At 72.1% G+C, this 18,972-nt stretch carries 15 protein-coding genes and 2 tRNA genes; 4 read left to right on the top strand and 13 right to left on the bottom strand.

All coding sequences use genetic code 11. The features are described 5' to 3' along the window. Together RE421_RS09235 and RE421_RS09230 are read right to left on the bottom strand one after the other, a co-directional pair. A complete protein-coding gene (locus RE421_RS09235; RefSeq protein WP_309809021.1) occupies positions 1 to 1,458 on the bottom strand; it encodes a polysaccharide biosynthesis tyrosine autokinase in 1,458 nt (485 codons plus the stop codon). A 26-nt stretch (positions 1,459 to 1,484) separates the two neighbouring features. Further along, positions 1,485 to 2,561, bottom strand: a complete 1,077-nt coding sequence (locus RE421_RS09230) for an LCP family protein (protein WP_309809019.1) — start codon at positions 2,559 to 2,561, stop codon at positions 1,485 to 1,487. A gap of 188 nt (positions 2,562 to 2,749) precedes the next feature. Between RE421_RS09230 and RE421_RS09225 the strand changes: the two genes are divergently transcribed. Then, positions 2,750 to 3,316: a DUF3515 domain-containing protein gene (locus RE421_RS09225; protein ID WP_309809016.1), complete on the top strand. Its 567-nt coding sequence runs from the start codon at positions 2,750 to 2,752 to the stop codon at positions 3,314 to 3,316. Positions 3,317 to 3,370: 54 nt separating this feature from the next. On the opposite strand, the gene RE421_RS09220 is transcribed toward RE421_RS09225, so the two are convergent. From RE421_RS09220 to leuC, 6 genes are all read right to left on the bottom strand, one after another. Continuing rightward, positions 3,371 to 4,510: a D-alanine--D-alanine ligase family protein gene (locus RE421_RS09220; protein WP_309817246.1), complete on the bottom strand. Its 1,140-nt coding sequence runs from the start codon at positions 4,508 to 4,510 to the stop codon at positions 3,371 to 3,373. Then, positions 4,492 to 5,559, bottom strand: a complete 1,068-nt coding sequence (locus tag RE421_RS09215) for an NAD(P)H-dependent glycerol-3-phosphate dehydrogenase (RefSeq protein ID WP_309809014.1) — start codon at positions 5,557 to 5,559, stop codon at positions 4,492 to 4,494. The genes RE421_RS09220 and RE421_RS09215 overlap by 19 nt, the downstream gene beginning before the upstream one ends. Continuing rightward, on the bottom strand, positions 5,556 to 6,320 hold the full coding sequence (locus tag RE421_RS09210) for a lysophospholipid acyltransferase family protein (RefSeq protein ID WP_309809011.1): 765 nt from the start codon (positions 6,318 to 6,320) through the stop codon (positions 5,556 to 5,558). The genes RE421_RS09215 and RE421_RS09210 overlap by 4 nt, the downstream gene beginning before the upstream one ends. A 9-nt stretch (positions 6,321 to 6,329) precedes the next feature. Then, positions 6,330 to 7,658, bottom strand: coding sequence for a UDP-N-acetylglucosamine 1-carboxyvinyltransferase (gene murA, locus RE421_RS09205; protein ID WP_309809010.1), 1,329 nt, complete (start codon positions 7,656 to 7,658; stop codon positions 6,330 to 6,332). A 128-nt stretch (positions 7,659 to 7,786) separates the two neighbouring features. Further along, positions 7,787 to 8,389 carry a 3-isopropylmalate dehydratase small subunit gene (gene leuD, locus RE421_RS09200; RefSeq protein WP_309809008.1) on the bottom strand — a complete coding sequence of 201 codons (603 nt, stop codon included), beginning with the start codon at positions 8,387 to 8,389 and terminating at the stop codon, positions 7,787 to 7,789. A gap of 2 nt (positions 8,390 to 8,391) precedes the next feature. Beyond that, the gene (gene leuC, locus RE421_RS09195) at positions 8,392 to 9,897 is read right to left on the bottom strand and encodes a 3-isopropylmalate dehydratase large subunit (RefSeq protein ID WP_309809006.1); all 1,506 of its coding nucleotides are present in this window, start codon (positions 9,895 to 9,897) and stop codon (positions 8,392 to 8,394) included. Between the two features lie 103 nt (positions 9,898 to 10,000). Between leuC and RE421_RS09190 the strand changes: the two genes are divergently transcribed. Both RE421_RS09190 and RE421_RS09185 read left to right on the top strand, forming a co-directional pair. After that, on the top strand, positions 10,001 to 10,780 hold the full coding sequence (locus RE421_RS09190) for an IclR family transcriptional regulator (protein WP_309809003.1): 780 nt from the start codon (positions 10,001 to 10,003) through the stop codon (positions 10,778 to 10,780). A gap of 136 nt (positions 10,781 to 10,916) precedes the next feature. Beyond that, positions 10,917 to 12,407 carry a UDP-glucose dehydrogenase family protein gene (locus RE421_RS09185; protein WP_396134641.1) on the top strand — a complete coding sequence of 497 codons (1,491 nt, stop codon included), beginning with the start codon at positions 10,917 to 10,919 and terminating at the stop codon, positions 12,405 to 12,407. Positions 12,408 to 12,439: 32 nt separating this feature from the next. Here RE421_RS09185 and RE421_RS09180 read toward each other — a convergent pair whose 3' ends face one another. The 5 genes from RE421_RS09180 to RE421_RS09160 all read right to left on the bottom strand — a co-directional run bounded on the left by RE421_RS09180 (position 12,440) and on the right by RE421_RS09160 (position 17,469). Continuing rightward, a complete protein-coding gene (locus RE421_RS09180; RefSeq protein ID WP_309809002.1) occupies positions 12,440 to 13,615 on the bottom strand; it encodes a thiamine-phosphate kinase in 1,176 nt (391 codons plus the stop codon). Positions 13,616 to 13,647: 32 nt separating this feature from the next. Continuing rightward, positions 13,648 to 15,348: a GTPase gene (locus tag RE421_RS09175; protein ID WP_309809000.1), complete on the bottom strand. Its 1,701-nt coding sequence runs from the start codon at positions 15,346 to 15,348 to the stop codon at positions 13,648 to 13,650. Between the two features lie 3 nt (positions 15,349 to 15,351). Then, positions 15,352 to 17,103, bottom strand: a complete 1,752-nt coding sequence (locus tag RE421_RS09170; RefSeq protein WP_309817240.1) for a dynamin family protein — start codon at positions 17,101 to 17,103, stop codon at positions 15,352 to 15,354. A gap of 96 nt (positions 17,104 to 17,199) precedes the next feature. Beyond that, positions 17,200 to 17,275, bottom strand: a tRNA-Glu gene (locus tag RE421_RS09165). Positions 17,276 to 17,397: 122 nt separating this feature from the next. After that, a tRNA-Gln gene (locus RE421_RS09160) sits at positions 17,398 to 17,469 on the bottom strand. A gap of 162 nt (positions 17,470 to 17,631) precedes the next feature. Between RE421_RS09160 and RE421_RS09155 the strand changes: the two genes are divergently transcribed. Continuing rightward, positions 17,632 to 18,957, top strand: a complete 1,326-nt coding sequence (locus tag RE421_RS09155; protein WP_309808997.1) for an APC family permease — start codon at positions 17,632 to 17,634, stop codon at positions 18,955 to 18,957. Positions 18,958 to 18,972: the final 15 nt, after the last annotated feature.

Genomic DNA, 18,972 nt, shown 5'->3' with positions numbered 1-18,972 from the left:
TCACCGGAACCGCATACCCGTCAGGGCCTTCTGGTTGGATGACTGACCACGGCCGGAGGAGCGGCCGCCGTTGGCCCGGCGGGCGGAGGTCGGTTCCACGGTGTCCGCCTCATAGGCGTACTGGTAGGCGTAGTAGGTGCCCCGCTTCTGCGGGACACGGGTCAGCACGAGGCCCAGCACGCGGGCGTCCACGGACGCCAGGCTGTCCAGGCCGCCCTGCAGCTGTTCGCGGTGCACGTAGCCGTCCACGCGGTTGACGAGCACCACGCCGGAGGTCATGGCGGCCAGCACGGACGGATCCGTCACCGGCTGCAGCGGCGGGGCGTCCAGCAGGACCACGTCGTAGCGGCCCTCCAGCTGGCGCAGCAGCCGGCGCATGGCCTCGGAGCCCAGCAGCTCGGAGGGATTCGGCGGAATCTCACCGGAGGTGATGACGTCCAGCTCGCCGTCCGGACCCCAGGACTGGATGGCGTCCTCGAGGTCGATCTGGCCGGACAGGATGGTGGAGAGCCCCACGGCGCCCTCCAGGCCCAGGGTCTTGGCCACGCGCGGGCGGCGCAGGTCCGCGTCGATGACGATCACGCGGCTGCCGGACTCGGCCATCATGATGGCCAGGTTGCAGGACGTGGTGGTCTTGCCCTCGCCCGGGATCGAGGAGGTGACCACCACGGACTGGGTCCCACCGTCCACGTTGGTGAACTTCAGGTGCGTGCGCAGCTGGCGGTAGCTCTCGGCCCGCGGGTCGAACTGGTCGTCCAGCGCGATGATGGGCTCGTCCTCGGCCGCCTTGTGGTCCGCGAAGGCGCCGAGCACGGGAGCGTCCGTGATGCGCTCCACGTCTTCGCGGTTACGGATGCGAGAGTCCAGCAGGGTCCGCAGCAGGGCGAAGGCCACACCCAGTGCCGCGCCGACCACGAAGCCGAGGACCAGGTTCAGGGCGACGCGCGGGCTGGACGGGGACAGGGGCACGGAGGCCTCCTCCACCACGGAAAGGTCCACGAGGGGGTTCCTGCTCCCCTCGGGGCTCTCCACCTCGTACACGGTGGCGATCAGCGACTCGGCGACGGCGTTGGCGATCTGGGCGGAGCGGGCCGGGTCCTCATGCGTGGTGGAGAGGTTGATCAGCACCGTCTGCGGCGGGGCCGTGGCCTCCACCGTCTCCGCCAGGCCCTGCACGCTGGTGTCCAGGCCGAGGTCCTCGATGACCGGCTGCAGCACCCGCGGGCTCGTGGCGAGGGTGACGTAGGAGGTGACGCGCTTCTCGGAGAAGCTGGACCCCTGCAGGATGTCACTGGCGGTATCACCGGAGTTCACGGCCACGAAGATCTGTGTCCGGGCGGTGTAGCTCGGCTTGGTCAGCGCCGTGGCTCCGGCGGCCACGGCCACCCCCAGGAGGGTCACCAACAGGATCGCCAGCCAGTTGTTCCGCAGGATCCGGATGTAGTCGCGAAGGTCCAAGTCGCGTCCTTTCGTGTGTGTTCCGGTCACTGACCGGAAAGGTACGAGGCCATGTCGTCGTGGCTGAGGGCGGAACCGATCTCCGCAATCGCCTGTTCGTCCGGCCAGACGACAGACTGGCCCCTCGCGCGGCCCACCCCCTTGGTGGGCACCGTGAACATCTCCAGATCATCCGATCGAACGTCGGTCATCGTCCGTCCGATGGAGACCAACTCCCCCGAGTTCAGCGTTTCATCAAGCGTCAGGTATGGAGACAACCCGCTAACCATATCGGATATTCTGCCCGGATTTGTCAGCGTTTGAGGCGTCATCACCTTCTGGGCAACGGCCTTCATGAACAATTGCTGATTCCTGACTCGCGAATAGTCCCCGTCGGAGAACGCATACCGCTCGCGGACGAAGGACAACGCGGTGTCACCGTCCATGTGCTGGGCCCCGGCCTGGAACGACTTGCCGCCGTTGCCCGATTGGAAGGACTCCGGCACCGTGATGTCCACGCCGCCGAGGGAGTCCACGAGCCCCTCGAAGCCGGCCATGTCCACCGCCGCCACATGGTCGATGCGGGTGCCGAACATCGACTCCAGCGTCTGGACGGTCTTGGGGACGCCCCCGAAGGAATAGGCGGCGTTCAGCTTGTGGGTGCCCTCCCCCGGGATCTCCACCCAGAGGTCGCGCATGACGGACATCACGAAGACGTTCTCCCGGTCCCCCGGGATGTGGACCCACATCATGGTGTCCGAGCGCCCGGCCTGGGGCACGTCCGCCAGGTTCTCGGTCTCCCCGGAACCGCCGCCGGAGTCCGAGCCCAGCAGCAGGATGTTCAGGGGCTCCTCCTTCCCGTCTGCGACCGGGGCCTTGGTGGGACGGGACTCGGCCTCGGGGAAGGTCGTCTCGAAGCGCTCGGTGTCGTTGTCGAACGTGGAGGCGAGGTTCGCCAGGTAGCCCACGGCCACCACGCCGGCCCCGATCACCAGGACCAGGAGTACACCGAGCGTCCACCAGACGGCCCTGTTCCTCCGCTTCGGGCGCCCGGCGCGGCGGGAGCCTTCCGCCGATGGACCGTCCCCCGGGGACTGGAGATCGTCGGTGGGGCGTTCAGACACGTCGGTCCTCCGTGGTGTGGGCGATGGGTGGCTGCACAGGGTGGGCGGCGGTGGAGCAGGCCAGCCCGTCCACGACGGCCGTCGCCAGCTCGCAGGCCACCAGGGAACCTGCCCGATCCGGCCCCATGCCGTGAAGTGCTCGTCCCATGGTACGGCAACCGCGGGTCGGGACATCGTAGGCTGTCCTCATGTTTTCCCCTGACCTGACCGCCCGGACCAGTCCTGCCCCCGAGGGCCCCGAGGCCCCGGGTCCGCGCCGTCGTGTCAGGGCCGTCGGGGCGGTGGCGCTGCTCGGCGCGGTGCTGGGCGTCAGCGGCTGCGGCGGGCCCGTGGCCGACGTGGAGCCGGCCCCCGAGGCGACGGACCCCGTGTGCGCCGAGGCCATGGTCGCCCTCCCGGACGTCGTGGCCGGCCTGGATCGCCGCGAGACGGACAGCCAGGCCACGGCCGCCTGGGGTGAGCCCTCCGCCGTCATCCTGCGGTGCGGCGTCCCCGTTCCCGGGCCCACCACGGAGCACTGTGTCACGGCCAACGGCATCGACTGGGTGACGCGGGATGACGGGGAGTTCTGGACCCTGACCACCTACGGCCGGTCCCCCGCCGTCGAGGTGCTCTTCGACGACACCCGGGCCGGATCGAGCTCGGTCATGGTGGACCTGGCCGCGGCCGTCGGCCGCATCCCCGCCACCGGCGGGTGCACCACCTCAGCCCCCACCCAGGCGCCGATCCCGCAGACGGACGCGCCGTCGTCGTAGGCCTGTGTTGGGTTCCGGCGGCGCGTTCCGGCGGCCCGGTCCGGGCCACGGGACCTAATGCAGCCCGGTGCCGCGCTCGAGCGCGAGGGAGAGCAGCTCGTCGATCAGCTCACCGTAGGGCAGCCCGGAGCGCTCCCACATGGACGGGTACATGCTGATCGGCGTGAACCCCGGCATGGTGTTGATCTCGTTGATGACGAACGTGCCGTCCGGCGTGTAGAAGAAGTCCACGCGGGAGAGCCCCTCCGCGTCCACCGCGTCGAAGGCCTCCACGGCCAGCCGCTGGACCAGCTCGATCGCCTCCTGCGGCAGGTCCGCCGGGCAGGACAGCTCGGCGGCGGAATCGTCCTGGTACTTGGCCTGGAAGTCGTAGAAGTCGTGCCCGCCGGAGCCGTCTCGCACCACGATCTCCCCGGGCAGGGACGCCCGGGGCGCCGAGACCCCGTGCCCGTCCAGCACGGCGCACTCGATCTCGCGGCCCTCGATCCCGGCCTCCACCACGACCTTCGGGTCGAAGCGCCGGGCCTCCTCGATGGCCGCGACGATCCCCTCCGGGTCGGACACGCGGGTGATGCCGAAGGAGGAGCCCGCCCGGGCGGGCTTGACGAACAACGGCGCTCCGAGCGCGGCCACCCGCCGCACGGCCGCCTCGGGGTCGGCACGCCACTGGCGGTCCGTGACGGTCTCCCAGGGCCCCACGCTCAGTCCGGCGGCCTGGAAGGCCAGCTTCATGAAGTGCTTGTCCATGCCCACGGCGGAGGCGAGCACGCCGGCCCCCACGTAGGGCACGGCGGCCATCTCGAGCTCGCCCTGCAGGGTCCCGTCCTCACCGAACGGGCCGTGCAGCAGGGGGAAGACCACGTCCACGGCGCCGTACGAGGTGCCCCGCGTGACGGAGACGAGCTCGTGGGTGCCGTCCGAGGTCAGGTGCAGGGTGAGCGGGTCCGCGGGCTCCGGCACCCGGGGCAGGTCCCCGCCGGGCAGGTTCCAGTTCGCCGGGTCGGCATCGAGGCCGTGCCACTGTCCGGTGCGGGTGATCCCCACCGGGACCGCCTCGTAGCGCTCCGGGTCCATGGCGCCGAGCACGCCGGTGGCGGTGATGCAGCTGATCGGGTGCTCGCTCGAGCGTCCCCCGAACAGCACCAGCACGCGCAGGCGGCCGTGGTCTTCCGTCGTCACGTTCGTCCTTCCGATTTGAGGTCACGGGACAGCAGCAGCCCGGACAGGGTGTCCACGTCGAGCGTCCCGGCGATCACCGCGTTCATCGCCTCGCTGATGGGCATCTCCACGCCGTGCCGCCGGGACAGGTCCACCACGGCGGAGACGGACTTCATGCCCTCCGCCGTCTGCTTGAGCCGGGCGGTGGCCTCCGCCACGCTCAGACCCTGGCCGAGGTACCGGCCGGCGGTCCGGTTCCGGGACAGCGGCGAGGCACACGTGGCCACCAGGTCGCCCAGCCCGGCCAGCCCGGCCAGAGTGCCGGCCTGGCCCCCGAGGCTCTCGGCGAGCCGGGTGGTCTCGGCCAGTCCGCGCGTGATGACGGAGGCCTTGGAGTTGTCCCCGAAGCCCAGGCCGTCACAGATGCCCACGGCCAGCGCGATGACGTTCTTGACCACGCCGCAGATCTCCACGCCGGTCACATCCGTGTTGGTGTAGGGGCGGAAGTACGGCCCCGCGGTCCGTGTGGCGATCCACTCGGCCGCGTCCGCGTCCGTGGAGGCCACCACGGTGGCGGTGGGCTCGCCGCGGGCGATCTCCAGGGCCAGGTTCGGCCCGGACACCACGGCGAAGCGCGCCGCCGGCAGGTCCAGCTCCTCGGCGCACAGCTCGCTCATCCGGGCGTCGGTGCCCCGTTCCAGCCCCTTGACGAGGGAGAGCACGACGGCGGCCGGGTCCAGGTGGGCGCGGATGGCCGGCAGGTGCCCCCGCACCTCCTGGGCGGGGATGGCCAGCACCACGAGCCCGGCCCCCGTCACGGCGGCGGCGAGGTCCGTGGTGGCCGTCAGGCACCGCGGCAGCTCGATCTCCGGCAGGTAGTCCTCGTTGCGGTGGTCCCGGGTGATGGACTCCGCGATCTCGGGGCGGCGGGCCCAGACGACGATCTCGGGCGCGGGGACCCCTCGTTCCCGGGCGGAGTCCGCCAGCACCTTGGCGAAGGTGGTGCCCCAGCTGCCGGCCCCCACCACGACGAGCTTCTCGGGACGGGCCGCCGTGCTGGCAGCGCCGGCCGTCCCCGCGCTCACGGGGTCCCCCGCTCCGGTCGTGCGCCGCCCGGGTCGTGCCGGCCGGCGATCGGCTCGCGCCGTGCCGTGCGCGGATTCCACCGGCCCTCGGGGGCCGGCTCGCCGCGCAGGACCTCGAGCTCCCCCGTGATGGCGGACATGATGCGTTCGCTGGCCGCGTCCAGCACGTCCCGCGTCAGGGCGGAGGCCCGCAGGTCCTCCAGGGGCACGGGGGCGCCGAGGCGGATCCGTGCCGTGCGCCGCGGCCACGGCCTCGGGGCCTTCGCCGGCCCCGGCATCACCTCGTGGATGCCCCACTGGGCCATGGGGATGACCGGCACGCCGGTCTTGAGCGCCAGCCGCGCGGCACCGGTCTTGGCCTTCATCGGCCACAGGTCCGGGTCCGTGGTCAGCGTGGACTCGGGGTAGATGATGATGGCCCCGCCGTCGGCCAGGACCTGGTTCGCCGCCAGCAGCGACTCGTTGCCGCCGCGGGCGCGGTCCACGGGGATCTGCCGCATCCTGGTCAGCAGGCCGCCCACCACGGGGAGCTGGAAGAGCTCGGCCTTGGCCAGGAAGTACGGCAGGTGCCCCTGGGCGTAGACCATGTGGCCCACCGCCAGCGGATCCAGGTTGGACAGGTGGTTGGCGCACAGGATGAACCCGTCCTTCGGGAGGTTCTCCAGCCCCTGCCACTCCTTGGCCATGAGGGCGTTGAGCGTGGGCCGCACGGCGGCGGCCGCGGTGAAGTACCCGGCGCGCAGTCCCGCGGATTCGGTCACGGCGGTCCCCTACCGGCTGATGGCGGACAGCTCGACGTCCGCTCCGAGGCCGGTGAGCTTGTCCATGAACTTCTCGTAGCCGCGGTTGATGATCTCGATGCCCGTGGCCCGCGAGGTCCCCCGGGCCGCCAGGGCGGCGATGAGGTGGGAGAACCCGCCGCGCAGGTCCGGGATGTCGAAGTCCGCACCGTGCAGCTCCGTCGGTCCCGAGATCACGGCGGAGTGCAGGAAGTTGCGCTGGCCGAACCGGCACGGCACGGAGCCCAGGCATTCGCGGTGCAGCTGGATCGAGGCGCCCATCCGCACGAGGGCGTCGGTGAACCCGAAGCGGTTCTCGTAGACCGTCTCGTGCACGATCGAGACCCCCTCCGCCTGGCTCAGGGCCACCACGAGCGGCTGCTGCCAGTCGGTCATGAACCCCGGGTGGACGTTGGTCTCCAGCACGAGGGGCTTGAGGCTCCCCCCGCCGTGCCAGAAGCGGATGCCGTCATCGTCCACCTCGAACTCGCCGCCGATCTTGCGGTAGATGTTCAGGAAGGCGGTGAGGTCGCGCTGCATGGCGCCCTCGACGTAGATGTCGCCCTGGGTGACGAGCGCGGCCGAGGCCCAGGACGCCGACTCGTTGCGGTCCGGGATGGCGCGGTGGTTGAAGCCGGAGAGCTCGTTGACGCCCTCGATCCGGATGGTGCGGTCCGTCTGGACCGTGATGATGGCGCCCATCTTCTGCAGGATGTGGATCAGGTCGTGGATCTCCGGCTCGACGGCGGCGCCCTTGAGCTCCGTGATGCCCTCCGCCTTCACGGCGGTCAGCAGCACCTGCTCGGTGGCGCCCACGGAGGGGTAGGGCAGCTCCAGCTTGGCCCCGGTGAGGCCCTTGGGGGCCGAGATGTGGATGCCGCCGGGGCGCTTCTCCACCACGGCGCCGAAGTTGCGCAGCACGGTGAGGTGGAAGTCGATCGGCCGGTCGCCGATCTTGCAGCCGCCCAGGTCGGGGATGAAGGCCTCACCGATCGAGTGCATCAGCGGCCCGCAGAACAGGATCGGGATGCGGGAGTCGCCGGCGTGGGCGTCGATCTCCGAGCTGGTGGCGGACTTGGTGTCCGCCGGGTCCAGGGAGAGGTCACCGGTCACCGGGTCCTTGGAGACCTTGACCCCGTGGACGGAGAGCAGACCGGTGACGATGTCGACGTCCCGGATCTCCGGGACGTTGCGCAACACCGACGGCTTGCTGCCCAACAGCGAGGCCACCATGGCCTTCGGTACCAGGTTCTTGGCACCGCGGACGGACACCCGTCCCTCGAGCGGCTTGCCGCCGTTGATCGTCAGCAGATTTCCCATAGGCAGTGGCATTCCTCCGTGGCCCGCCGGGTCGGGCCGTCGCTGGTGTGTGGGTCCGCTGGGGAATACAGCCCGGGCGGCGCGGATCCGCACACCAGCATACGGTGCCGGGACGGGCCCGTCGGGGATCAGCCGGTCCGCACGGGCAGCGTGGCGGGCTTGAGGCCCGGCCGCTGCGCCTCGAAATCGGCGATCTCCTGCTCGCTGCGCAGGGTGAGTCCGATGTCGTCCAGACCCTCCATCAGGCGCCAGCGCGTGTAGTCGTCCAGCTGGAACGTGGTGCTGACCGGTCCGCAGGTCACGGTCCGGGCCTCGAGGTCCACGGACACCTCGGTGCCGGGATGGTTCTCGATCTCCTTCCAGATCAGCTCGATGTCCTGCTGGTCCACCTCGGCGGCCACGAGCCCCTGCTTGCCGGAGTTGCCGCGGAAGATGTCCGCGAACCGTGCGGAGAGGACCACCCGGAAGCCGTAGTCCTTCAGCGCCCAGACGGCGTGCTCGCGGGAGGACCCGGTGCCGAAGTCGGGCCCGGCCACCAGGACGGTCCCGTGGGCATAGGGTTCGCGGTTCAGGACGAACTCCGGGTCCTTGCGCCAGCGGGCGAACAGGGCGTCCTCGAATCCGGTGCGGGTGACGCGCTTGAGGTAGACGGCCGGGATGATCTGGTCGGTGTCCACGTTGGACTGACGCAGCGGGACACCGATTCCGGTGTGGTGGGTCACGGGTTCCATGCTCAGGCCTCCTGCAGTGCGGATTCGAGTGCCGCCAGGTCGGACGGCGAGGACAGCGTGCCTCGGATGGCGGTGGCGGCGGCCACCACCGGCGAGACCAGGTGGGTGCGCCCGCCCTTGCCCTGGCGCCCCTCGAAGTTGCGGTTGGAGGTGGAGGCGCACCGTTCCCCCGGCGCCAGCTGATCCGGGTTCATGCCCAGGCACATGGAGCAACCGGCGAAGCGCCATTCGGCACCGAAGTCCGTGAACACCCGGTCCAGCCCTTCGGCCTCGGCCTCCAGCCGGACCCGGGCCGATCCGGGGACCACGATCATCCGGACGTCCTCGGCCTTGGTCCGCCCCTTGAGGATCGAGGCGGCAGTGCGCAGGTCCTCCAACCGGGAGTTGGTGCAGGAACCCAGGAAGACGGTGTCCACGCGGATCTGTTTCATCGGCGTGCCGGCGGCCAGGTCCATGTACTGAAGGGCCCGCTCGGCCGCGGCCCGCGCGTTCGGATCGTCGAAGTGCTCCGGGTCCGGGACCGCGTCGTTGAGGGAGACGCCTTGGCCCGGGTTGGTGCCCCACGTGACGAAGGGCTCGAGGGAGTCGGCGTCGAGGAAGACCTCGGCGTCGAACGTGGCGCCCTCGTCCGTGGGCAGGGAGGACCAGTAGTCCACGGCCGCATCCCAGTCAGCGCCCTGAGGCGCGTGCGCCCGGTCCCTGATGAACTCGAAGGTCGTCTCGTCCGGGGCGATCATGCCGGCCCGGGCACCGGCCTCGATCGACATGTTGCAGATGGTCATGCGTGCCTCCATGGACAGCGCACGGATGGCGGAGCCACGGTACTCGAGCACGTGGCCCTGGCCACCGCCGGTGCCGATCTTGGCGATGACGGCGAGGATGATGTCCTTGGCCGTCACGCCCTCCCGGAGGGTGCCCTCCACGGTGATGGCCATCGTCTTGAACGGCTTCAGCGGCAGGGTCTGGGTGGCCAGGACGTGCTCGACCTCGGAGGTGCCGATGCCGAAGGCCAGCGCCCCGAAGGCCCCGTGCGTGGAGGTGTGGGAGTCGCCGCACACCACGGTCATCCCGGGCTGGGTCAGGCCGAGCTGCGGGCCCACCACGTGCACGATCCCCTGCTCGGCGTCCCCCAGTGGGTGCAGCCGGATGCCGAACTCGGCGGCGTTGTCCCGCAGGGTCTGGATCTGCTTGGCCGAGACCGGGTCGGCGATCGGCCGGTCGATCTCCAGGGTGGGGGTGTTGTGGTCCTCGGTGGCGATCGTCAGGTCTGGCCGGCGGACGGAACGGCCGGCCAGTCGCAGCCCCTCGAAGGCCTGCGGGCTGGTCACCTCATGCATGATGTGCAGGTCGATGTAGAGCAGGTCCGGGGTCTGCGACTGGCCCGTCCCCTCTCCGGGGACCACCACATGGTCCCGCCAGACCTTCTCCGCCAGGGTGAGCGGTGCCGAGCCCCCGGCCGTGTTTCCCGCGGTGTTTCCCGCGGTGATGCCTGTTGTGCTGTCTGCCATCTCGTGTCCTTCCGCCAGTGACCCCCTTACTCTGGCACCGCGGGATCGCGCGAGGCCATCCTCGGCGACATTGTCTCGCATACTGAGACGGTAGTATCAGAGTATGGACATTCCCTCGAACGACGGACCGCCCGAAGGACAGCCCGCGCTCCGGACCCCCAGCGGGGTCGGAGTGGTGGACAAGGCCGCCGCCATCCTGGACGCGCTCGAGGCAGGGCCCACGTCACTGGCCCAATTGGTCTCGGCCACGGGCATCGCCCGGCCCACGCTCCACCGGTTGGCCTCTGCCCTCGTGCACCACCGCCTGGTGGGCCGGGACCTGCAGGGGCGGTACGTCCTGGGGACCCGGCTCTCGGAACTGGCCTCCGCCGCCGGCGAGGACCGGCTGACCTCGGCCGCGGGGCCCGTGCTGTCCCGGCTGCGGGATACCACCGGGGAGAGCTCCCAGCTCTTCCGCCGTCAGGCCGACGCCCGGGTCTGCGTGTCCAGCGCCGAGCGGCCGGTGGGCCTGCGGGACACGATCCCGGTGGGCACGCGACTGTCCATGAAGGCCGGCTCCGCGGCCCAGGTCCTGCTGGCCTGGGAGGACAACGAACGGCTCGTGGAGGGGCTGAACGGATCGGTGTTCACGCCCACGGTCCTGGCGGCCGTCCGCCGTCGCGGGTGGGCGCAGTCCCTCGGGGAACGCGAACCCGGGGTGGCCTCGGTCTCCGCCCCCGTCCGCGGCCCCAGCGGCCGCGTGATCGCGGCCATGTCCATCTCCGGGCCCATCGAACGCCTGACGCGGCAGCCCGGTCGCGTCCACGCGGAGACCGTCATGCGCCACGCCCACCACCTCACCGAGCTCATCCGGACCACCGCGGCTCCCGCCCCCGCGCGCTGAACCTCCACCACCCCGCTGTTCTCACCCCGTTGGCCGCGGGTTCTCCTCGAGGACGGCTCCCCGGCCGCCGGCATCCCTAACCTGCCGATCGAGACCAGTACGCTCAGCACTGATGACCACCCGACAGGCAGGATTGATGCCCACCATGACGGACGCCGCCACGTTGCCCGAGCCCACCCTCCGGATCTCCGTCGTGGGCACGGGGTATCTGGGGGCGACGCATGCTGCGTGCATGGCGGAGCTGGGTTTCGAGGTGCTGGGCCTGGATATCGACCCGGCCAAGGTCCAGGCCTTGTCCGCCGGGGAGCTGCCCTTCCACGAGCCCGGCCTGCCGGAGCTGCTTCTGAAGCACGTGGACTCCGGGCGGCTGCGGTTCACCACCTCCTACGAGGAGGTCGGGGCCTGGGCGGACGTGCACTTCATCGGGGTCGGCACCCCGCAGAAGCCCGGCGAGACCGCCGCCGACCTGCGCTTCGTGGACGCCGCCGTGACCTCCCTGGCCCGGCACATCACCCGGGACGCGCTGATCGTGGGCAAGTCCACCGTCCCGGTCGGCACCGCCACCCGCCTGAAGGACCTGCTCGCCACCACCCGCACCCAGGCCCAGGCCGCTGGCCCGTTGGCCGGCGAGGTGGAGCTGGCGTGGAACCCCGAGTTCCTGCGCGAGGGCTACGCCGTGCAGGACACCCTGAGCCCGGACCGGCTCGTCGTCGGCGTGGAATCAGACCACGCCGAGGGGCTCTTGCGGCAGGTGTACGCGAAGTCGTTGGCGGAGGACACCCCGTGGATCCGCACGGACTTCGCCACCGCGGAGCTGGTCAAGGTCGCCGCCAACGCCTTCCTGGCCACCAAGATCTCCTTCATCAACGCCTTCAGTGAGATCACCGAGCAGGTCGGCGGGGACATCGGCACCCTGGCCGACGCGATCGGCCACGATCCGCGGATCGGGCGGAAGTTCCTCAACGCCGGCGTCGGCTTCGGCGGCGGCTGCCTGCCCAAGGACATCCGGGCCCTGCAGGCCCGGGTCTCCGAGCTCGGCCTGGACCGCACCACGCGCTTTCTGGCCGAGATGGACGACATCAACCTGCGCCGCCGCGACCGCGTCGTGGACCTGGCCGTCCAGGTCCTCTCCCACAGCCTCCACGGCCCTTCATCCGCAGCCAGCCCGCGCACCGCCGGCGCCGACGGAGCCGGCAGCGTCCCGTCCCCGGCCGCCGTCGAGATCCTGCACGGGGCGAAGGTGGCCATGCTGGGGGTGACGTTCAAGCCCAACTCGGACGACGTGCGGGACTCCCCCGCCCTGGACGTGGCCAATCGGCTCTACACCGCCGGGGCCGACGTCGCCGTCTACGACCCGCAGGGCAACGCCAACGCCGCCCAACGGTTCCCCCGCCTGGGCTACGTGGACTCCCTGGAGAAGGCCCTCGTCGGCGCCGACCTGGTCATCCTGCTCACCGAATGGGACGAGTTCAAGACCATGGACCCGGACTACGTCGGCCGGCTCGTGGACCGCAGGAACCTCATCGACGGCCGCAACGTCCTGGACCCCCGCCCCTGGCAGGACGCCGGCTTCACCACCGCCGCCCTCGGCCACCGCTTCGCGCCGCCGCCCCTCGAGGGATCGTGAGGGCGGCACCCGCCGACTCGCCCGGCATGTCCCTACCCGGACTGCGGGCGTGACGACCTGAGGGGGCCGCTGAAATGGTCCCAGCCGCCGGGTGCCTGGGCGTTGTCCTGCTCCGGCCCCGCCGGTCCGCCCGGCAGCCGCCCCAGCAATCGGCCGACGCGCCGGAACCCCGCCGGCACCCCGGTGCCGGCCGGCATCACGGCCAGGAGCCCGTAGTCCTCGCCGCCGGCGGACACCCAGTCCTCGGCGTCGCGGTCCAGCGTCCGGGCCAGGGGCTCCAGCGCCCTGGCCTCGGAACGCACCCAGTCCGCGTCGAGTTCCGCCCGCAGCCCATTGGCCGCGGCGAGTCGCCCGGCGTCCTTGAGCAGGCCGTCGGACACGTCCATCATGGCCAGCACCCCCGACTCGGCGGCCCGCCGGCCGGCGCCCAACGGCGGCCGGGGCCTGAGCTGCGCGGAGGAGGCCAGGGCGGCCGTCCGCCGGACCCCGGAGTCCCCGGACCGCTCCGCGGCGCCGAGACGGCGCAGCAGCTCCTCCCGGCGGGTGTCCAACACGTCCAGGCCGGCGGCCGCCCAGCCGGCGCGCCCGCACAGGACCAGGTCGAGTCCCGGGGCACCCCCGTCCGCCGGGGGCCGGACGGGGCCGCCGCGGCCGGGTCCGCCCCAGCCGCCCGTGCTGAGGGTGCGGCGGACGGCCGGACGGCCCGCGAGGTCCCCCGTGGCCGTCACCGCCAGGGTGATGCGGTCATCGGACCCGAGGTCCCCGCCGACCACGCGGCACCGGTCCGCCCCCAGGTGGATCACCGCACCGGCGAGGCCGGCCGCGAGGCCGTCGATCCACTCCACCGACGTGCTGGGCGGCATGGTCAGGGCCAGCAGGAGCCCCGAGGGGTCCCCGCCCATCGCGTTCACGTCGGAGAGGTTCTGCGCCGCGGCCTTCCAGCCGGTCGAGTAGCCGCCCGCGAAGCCGCCGCCCGCCCCTGACGCGGATCCGCGCGCGTCGGCGGCCGGCCATGCCATCCGGAAGTCCCGGTCCTGGGCCATGGCGTCCGTGGTGATCACGAAGCGTCCGTCCGGGGCGGCCACCACGGCGGCGTCGTCCCCGGGCCCGACGGTTCCCTCGGACCAGTCGTCCGCCGCCGGGACCGCGGCGAAGCGCCGGTTCAGGATGCGCAGGATCCCCGCCTCACCCAGTCCGCCCACGGTCACGGCCCCGCCACCGGTCACCGCGGCACCGCCGGTCAATGCCGCCCGCTGGCCGCCGCCAGCGCCTCCCGGAACGCGCCGTAGCGTTCGATCTCGGCGCCCACGGGCGCGACGATGCGCTCCCGGGCCAGGTCCGCGATGCCGCCCCGCAGCCGCCGCCTGGCCCGGTGGGCGCGCCGGCGGGCCCCGAGGCGCACCAGCGGCGCGGTGAGCAGGGCGAGCAGCACGCCGAAGAGCAGGCCGCCGGCCACCAGCAGGGTGGGGATCGGAAAGCCCTCCACGTCCGGTGCCGGCGGCACCTCGAACTGGAGGTAGCCGGCCAGGGCGAGGACGCCGAGCCAGCCCAGCCCCGCCACCGCGGCGAGCAGGGCGAACCACTGCAGGACGTTGATCACGTGCCACCACCAGGATCCGGCGCCTGCCCGCAGGTCCGCCGAGGAGATCACCTGGTCCAGTTCATCCGGAAGGGTCTGATCGTGGCTGCGGGCGGCACGGCGGACGGAGGAGCGCCACGTGTCCGGCGCGCCCTCGCTCGCCCGGTCCGCGAACGTCCGGATGGCCCCGTCGGCCTGGGCCCGCTGGGCGGGGCTCCGTCCGGGCAGCGAGGTCCGGTGCACCCGGGGGTCGTCCGGCGCCGGGGAGTCCCTCCGGCGGCGGTCGGGATGGTCCCCGCGGCGCAGTCCCAGCCGGCGCAGGGGGTCCTGCCGCGCGCGGGCCAGCCACCGGACCACGGGCCAGCCGGTGCGGCGCCTGCCCTCCAGCCGGTACGACTGCTGCACGGCCCGCACCACGGTGCTCGCGCCGGAAGCCTCGGTCAGGGCGTCCACCAGCCGGGCCTCGGTACCCTTCCCGACGCCGGCCGGCACGCCGCCCGCGTCCTCGACGCCCAGGGCCCTGGCCGCCGTGCGCACATCGGACAGCAGCCGGTCGGTGGCGGCGGTCCGCCGCTCCGCCACCTCGGCGATGGCGTGGCGCAGCGGTTCGATCCCCTCCCCCGTCACGGCGGACGCCGCGAACACCGGCACTTGGGCCAGTCCGTCCTGGGCCAGGATCCCCCGCAGGGAGGACAGCACCCCGGCCACGTCCCGTTCGGCGAGCCGGTCGACCTGGTTCAGGACCACGAGGGTCACACCACGGTGGGCGGCCAGTGGCTCCAGGAACTCCCGGTGCAGGGCCGCGTCGGCATACTTCTGGGGGTCGACGACCCAGACCAGCACATCCACCTGGCCGGCGAGCCGCGTCACGATCTCCCGGTGCTGGACGGCGATCGAGTCGAAGTCGGGCAGGTCCAGCAGGATCAGGCCACCGGCAGCGTCCCGGCCACCGCCCCGGAGCCGGTCCGCCAGCCGCACCCAGGTCCCCCGTGGATCCGCGCCGGCCGGCGGCCCGTCCAGCAGGTGGCGCTGGTCCACCTCGAGCCAGTCCAGCAGCGGACCGGAACCCTCGGCGCCCCAGACGGCGGCCAGCGGCTCTGCGGTGGTGGGCCGGGTGGCGGCGGCGCGGGCCAGCTCCTGGCCGGTGACGGCATTGAACAGGCTGGACTTGCCGGATCCGGTGGCACCGAAGAACCCGACCACGGTGTGCTCGGACGAGAGCCGGCGCCGCTTGCCGGCCCGTTCGAGGACCTGCTCGGCGGAGGCCAGCGCCTCCTCCGGGACCCGCCCTCCGCCCAGTTCGGTGGCGGTCTGCAGGGCGGCCAGCTTGCGGCCCAGCGGACCCTGATCGGTCATCGGCATGGTTCAGCCCTCCCGCCGTCCGGACAGCCGGCGCAGCGCGGGGACCAGGGCGCGCAGCTGCGCCGAGGACCCCTCGTCCGGCACCTCGTCCAGCAGCCCCGTGAAGCGGGCGGCCTCGGACTGCAACAGGTCCGCGACCCGCCCCACGAGGTTCTCCTGGGATCGGCGGGCGAGCCGGCGCACGGCGTCCTCTCCGAAGATCGACTCGAGCAGCTTCTGGGCCACCACGGCCGTGCCCCCGGCGATTCCCACCTCGAGGCCCAGCAGGCCCCCAGTCGAGGCGAAGGAGACGATCATCAGGGTCACGGCGACCCCGTTGACGCCGAGGGCGGAGATCCGCGCCATGGTCCGCTTGCCCGCCCCCTCCTGGTGGATGAGCTGGATCAGGTCCTGCTGCCAGCCGCGGATCTCGCCGGCGGCCCGCTCGGAGAAGTCCTCCGGCAGGGCCGCCAGGTCCCGACCCTGCACGAGTCCGCGGCCGGCGGCGTCCTGGCGCCACCGCTGCTCGGCCTCCTCCGCGGCCGCGGCCGCCTGCTCCACGAGCACGGCGTGCAGGCCCGTCTCGAGGGCGGTCTCGACCTCTTCCGGCGGGGCCGGCCGGCCCGTGAGGAAGGAGGTCAGGCGGTCACGCAGCCGGCCGATCCCGGACTCCAGCGACCGGAAGAACTCCCCGGTCCCCACGAAGTCCTGCCACCGCGAGAGGACCTCGCCGCGCAGCAGGGTCCCGTCCTGCGTGGCGGACAGCACCTCCCGCAGGGCCTGGCCGTACGCCGAGTCCACGTCCCCCGTCAGCCGGGCCGCCGCCCGGCGCTGGTCCTCCTCGGCCTGGACCAGCCCCTCCACGGTGCCCGCCAGCTGGCGGACCACGCCGTTCAGGGTGCGGCGGGCCACCTCGGAGCGGGATCCGGCGTCCGTGGCGATGGCCGTCAGCCAGTCCCGCAGACGGTCCACGGCGCCGTCCGGGAGCATGCCCTCGGCCCCCAGCGCGGCCTCGGTGACCACGAACAGCTGAGCCGCGCCCAGCCCCTGCCGTTCCAGCATCCCGCGCAGGTCGGCGCCCACCTCGGCCTGGACGCCGTCCGGCACCCGGTCTAGCACGACCGCCACGGTGATGTCACGGGCGGCGGCATCCAGCAGCAGCTCCCAGGGCACGGCATCCGCGTACCGGTTGGCCGTGGTGACGAAGACCCACAGGTCGGCGGCGGAGAGCAGCTGCCCGGCGAGCCGACGGTTCTCGTCGGCGACGGAGTCGATGTCCGGGGCGTCCAGCAGAGCCAGCCCGGCGGGTAGTGCGGGCTCGGCCACCAGGACCAGGGACCCACTCGCCGCGGGATCCGGATCGGCCAGGCGGCCCCGCGTCCGGGACAGGTGGGGTAGCACGCGGGGCGTGGTGAACCATTCCGCGTCCTGCGGGTGGTGCAGCAGGATGGGCTGGCGGGTGGTGGGACGGATGGCACCGGAACGCGTCACGGGGTGTCCCACCAGCGCGTTGACCAGGGTGGATTTCCCGGCGCCGGTGGAGCCCCCGACGACGGCCAGCAGGGGGGCGTCCAGGCTGCGGTACCGCGGCAGGACGTAGTCGTCCAGCTGGTCCACGGCGGACCGCCGGTCGCGGTCGGCCCCCGCTGCCCCGTCGATCCCGAGGGGCAGGCGGACCCCCTCGAGCGTCAGGCGCAGCCGACTCAGCAGGTCGACGGCCTCGGCCGCGCCGCGCGCGGCGGAGGCGCTGTCTTCGGTGGTGCTCACGCACCCCATCATGACACCTGGGAATCACCCTGCGGTGTTCCACCCCGGGGCCGGGCACCCGGGAACGACGAAGGCCCGGTCCTGATGGACCGGGCCTTCGCCTCGTGGTGACCCCAGCGGGATTCGAACCCGCGTTACCGCCGTGAGAGGGCGGCGTACTAGGCCGCTATACGATGGGGCCGTCACCGTTGTCCAGTCGATCTGCCGCTAGCAGATCCATCTGGGCAACCCCAGTAGTATTTCACACTCTGGGGGCTTCCACCAAATCGATGCTCATCACTGCTCATCTCATCGGTGAAACCGCTGGGGTACCAGGACTCGAACCTAGAATGACGGTACCAGAAACCGTTGTGTTGCCAATTACACCATACCCCAATGGCTGTCAAGGAGTCCCTCCGGTCACCCGGAATCCCCTGAGCCATCCGTACCGGAGTCTCTCCGGCACGGGTGTTTACTATACCGGCGTTCGGGTCCGAAGACAAAACGGCGGCCGGCGCGGACCACAGCGCCGTCGACAGCGCGGTCTACAGTATGCCCATGGCCACGACCTCCACCACCGGCGAATCACCGTCCCTGCGCCGGACGGTCACCACCACGGGACTGTTCTTCTTCATCCTCGGCGACGTGCTGGGCGCAGGCGTGTACGTCCTGGCGGGCGAAATCGCCGCCACGGCCGGTGGCGCCGTCTGGGTGCCCCTCCTGATCGCCCTGCTGCTGGCACTGCTGACCGCCGGGTCGTATGCGGAGCTCGCCACGAAGTACCCGAAGGCTGGCGGCTCCTCCCACTACACGACGCGGGCCTTCGGACCGTTCGTCGGCTTCCTCGTCGGCTTCTGCATGCTCTCGGCCGGCATCGTCTCGGTGGGGACACTCTCCCTCGGCTTCGCCGGCGACTACCTCACCGAGTTCGTGACCCTGCCGACGATGCTGGTGGTCGCCGCCTTCCTGGCACTGCTCGCCGCGCTGAATGCCCGGGGCATTTCTGAGTCGATGGGGGCCAACCGCGTCGCCACCATCATCGAGGTCTCCGGGCTGATCCTGGTGATCGTCCTCGGCGTCGTCGTCGTGGCGCGGGGCGACGGGGACCTCGGACGGCTCGCGGAGCTCGGCACGCCCGAGAACGGACCGGTGTCCGCCGCCCTCGCCGGGGCGGTGCTGGCCTTCTATTCCTATGTGGGTTTCGAGACCAGCGTGAACATCGCCGAGGAGACCAGGGACCCGGCACGGTCCTACCCGCGGGCCCTCTTCGGCGCCCTGATCGTCGCGGGCGTCGTGTACCTGCTCGTGGGCGCGGCGGCGTCGGCCGCCATCCCGACGGAGGACCTGGCCGAGAGCACGGCCCCGCTGCTGCAGGTGGTCACGGCCGCCGGCATCGTCCCGCCGGTCGTCTTCAGCGTGGTCGCGCTCGTGGCCGTGGCCAATGGCGCCCTGCTGACCGGCATCATGTCCTCCCGCCTCGCCTACGGCATGGCCAGGGACGGGCTCCTGCCGTCCGTGCTGACCCGGCTGCTGCCCCGGCGGCGGACGCCCTGGGTGGCCATCCTCGTCACGACGGGCCTCTCCCTCGTGCTCGCGCTGACGGGAACGCTGGAGGTGCTGGCCGGGACGATGGTGCTGCTGCTGCTCGTGGTCTTCACCGCGGTGAACGCGGCCGCCCTCGCCCTGCGCCGGGACAGGGTGCAGACACGGCACTTCCGCGTCCCGGCCTTCCTGCCGATCGCGGGCATCGTCTCCTGCCTCGGGCTGGCCACGCAGGTGGACGCGGAGGTCTGGCGGCTCGGGGTGCCGTTCCTGGCCCTTGCGGCCGTCCTGGCCGGCATCGCCGCCTGGCGCCACCGGCGGCGGGGCACGCCCGCCGGGTGACGGCGCTGGGTCCTC

Origin of the sequence: Citricoccus sp. I39-566 (assembly GCF_031432995.1) — a bacterium.
GTDB lineage: Bacteria > Actinomycetota > Actinomycetes > Actinomycetales > Micrococcaceae > Citricoccus > Citricoccus nitrophenolicus_A.
The sequence above is the reverse complement of the archived record's forward strand: the minus strand, read 5'-3'. Positions and strand labels throughout refer to the sequence as shown.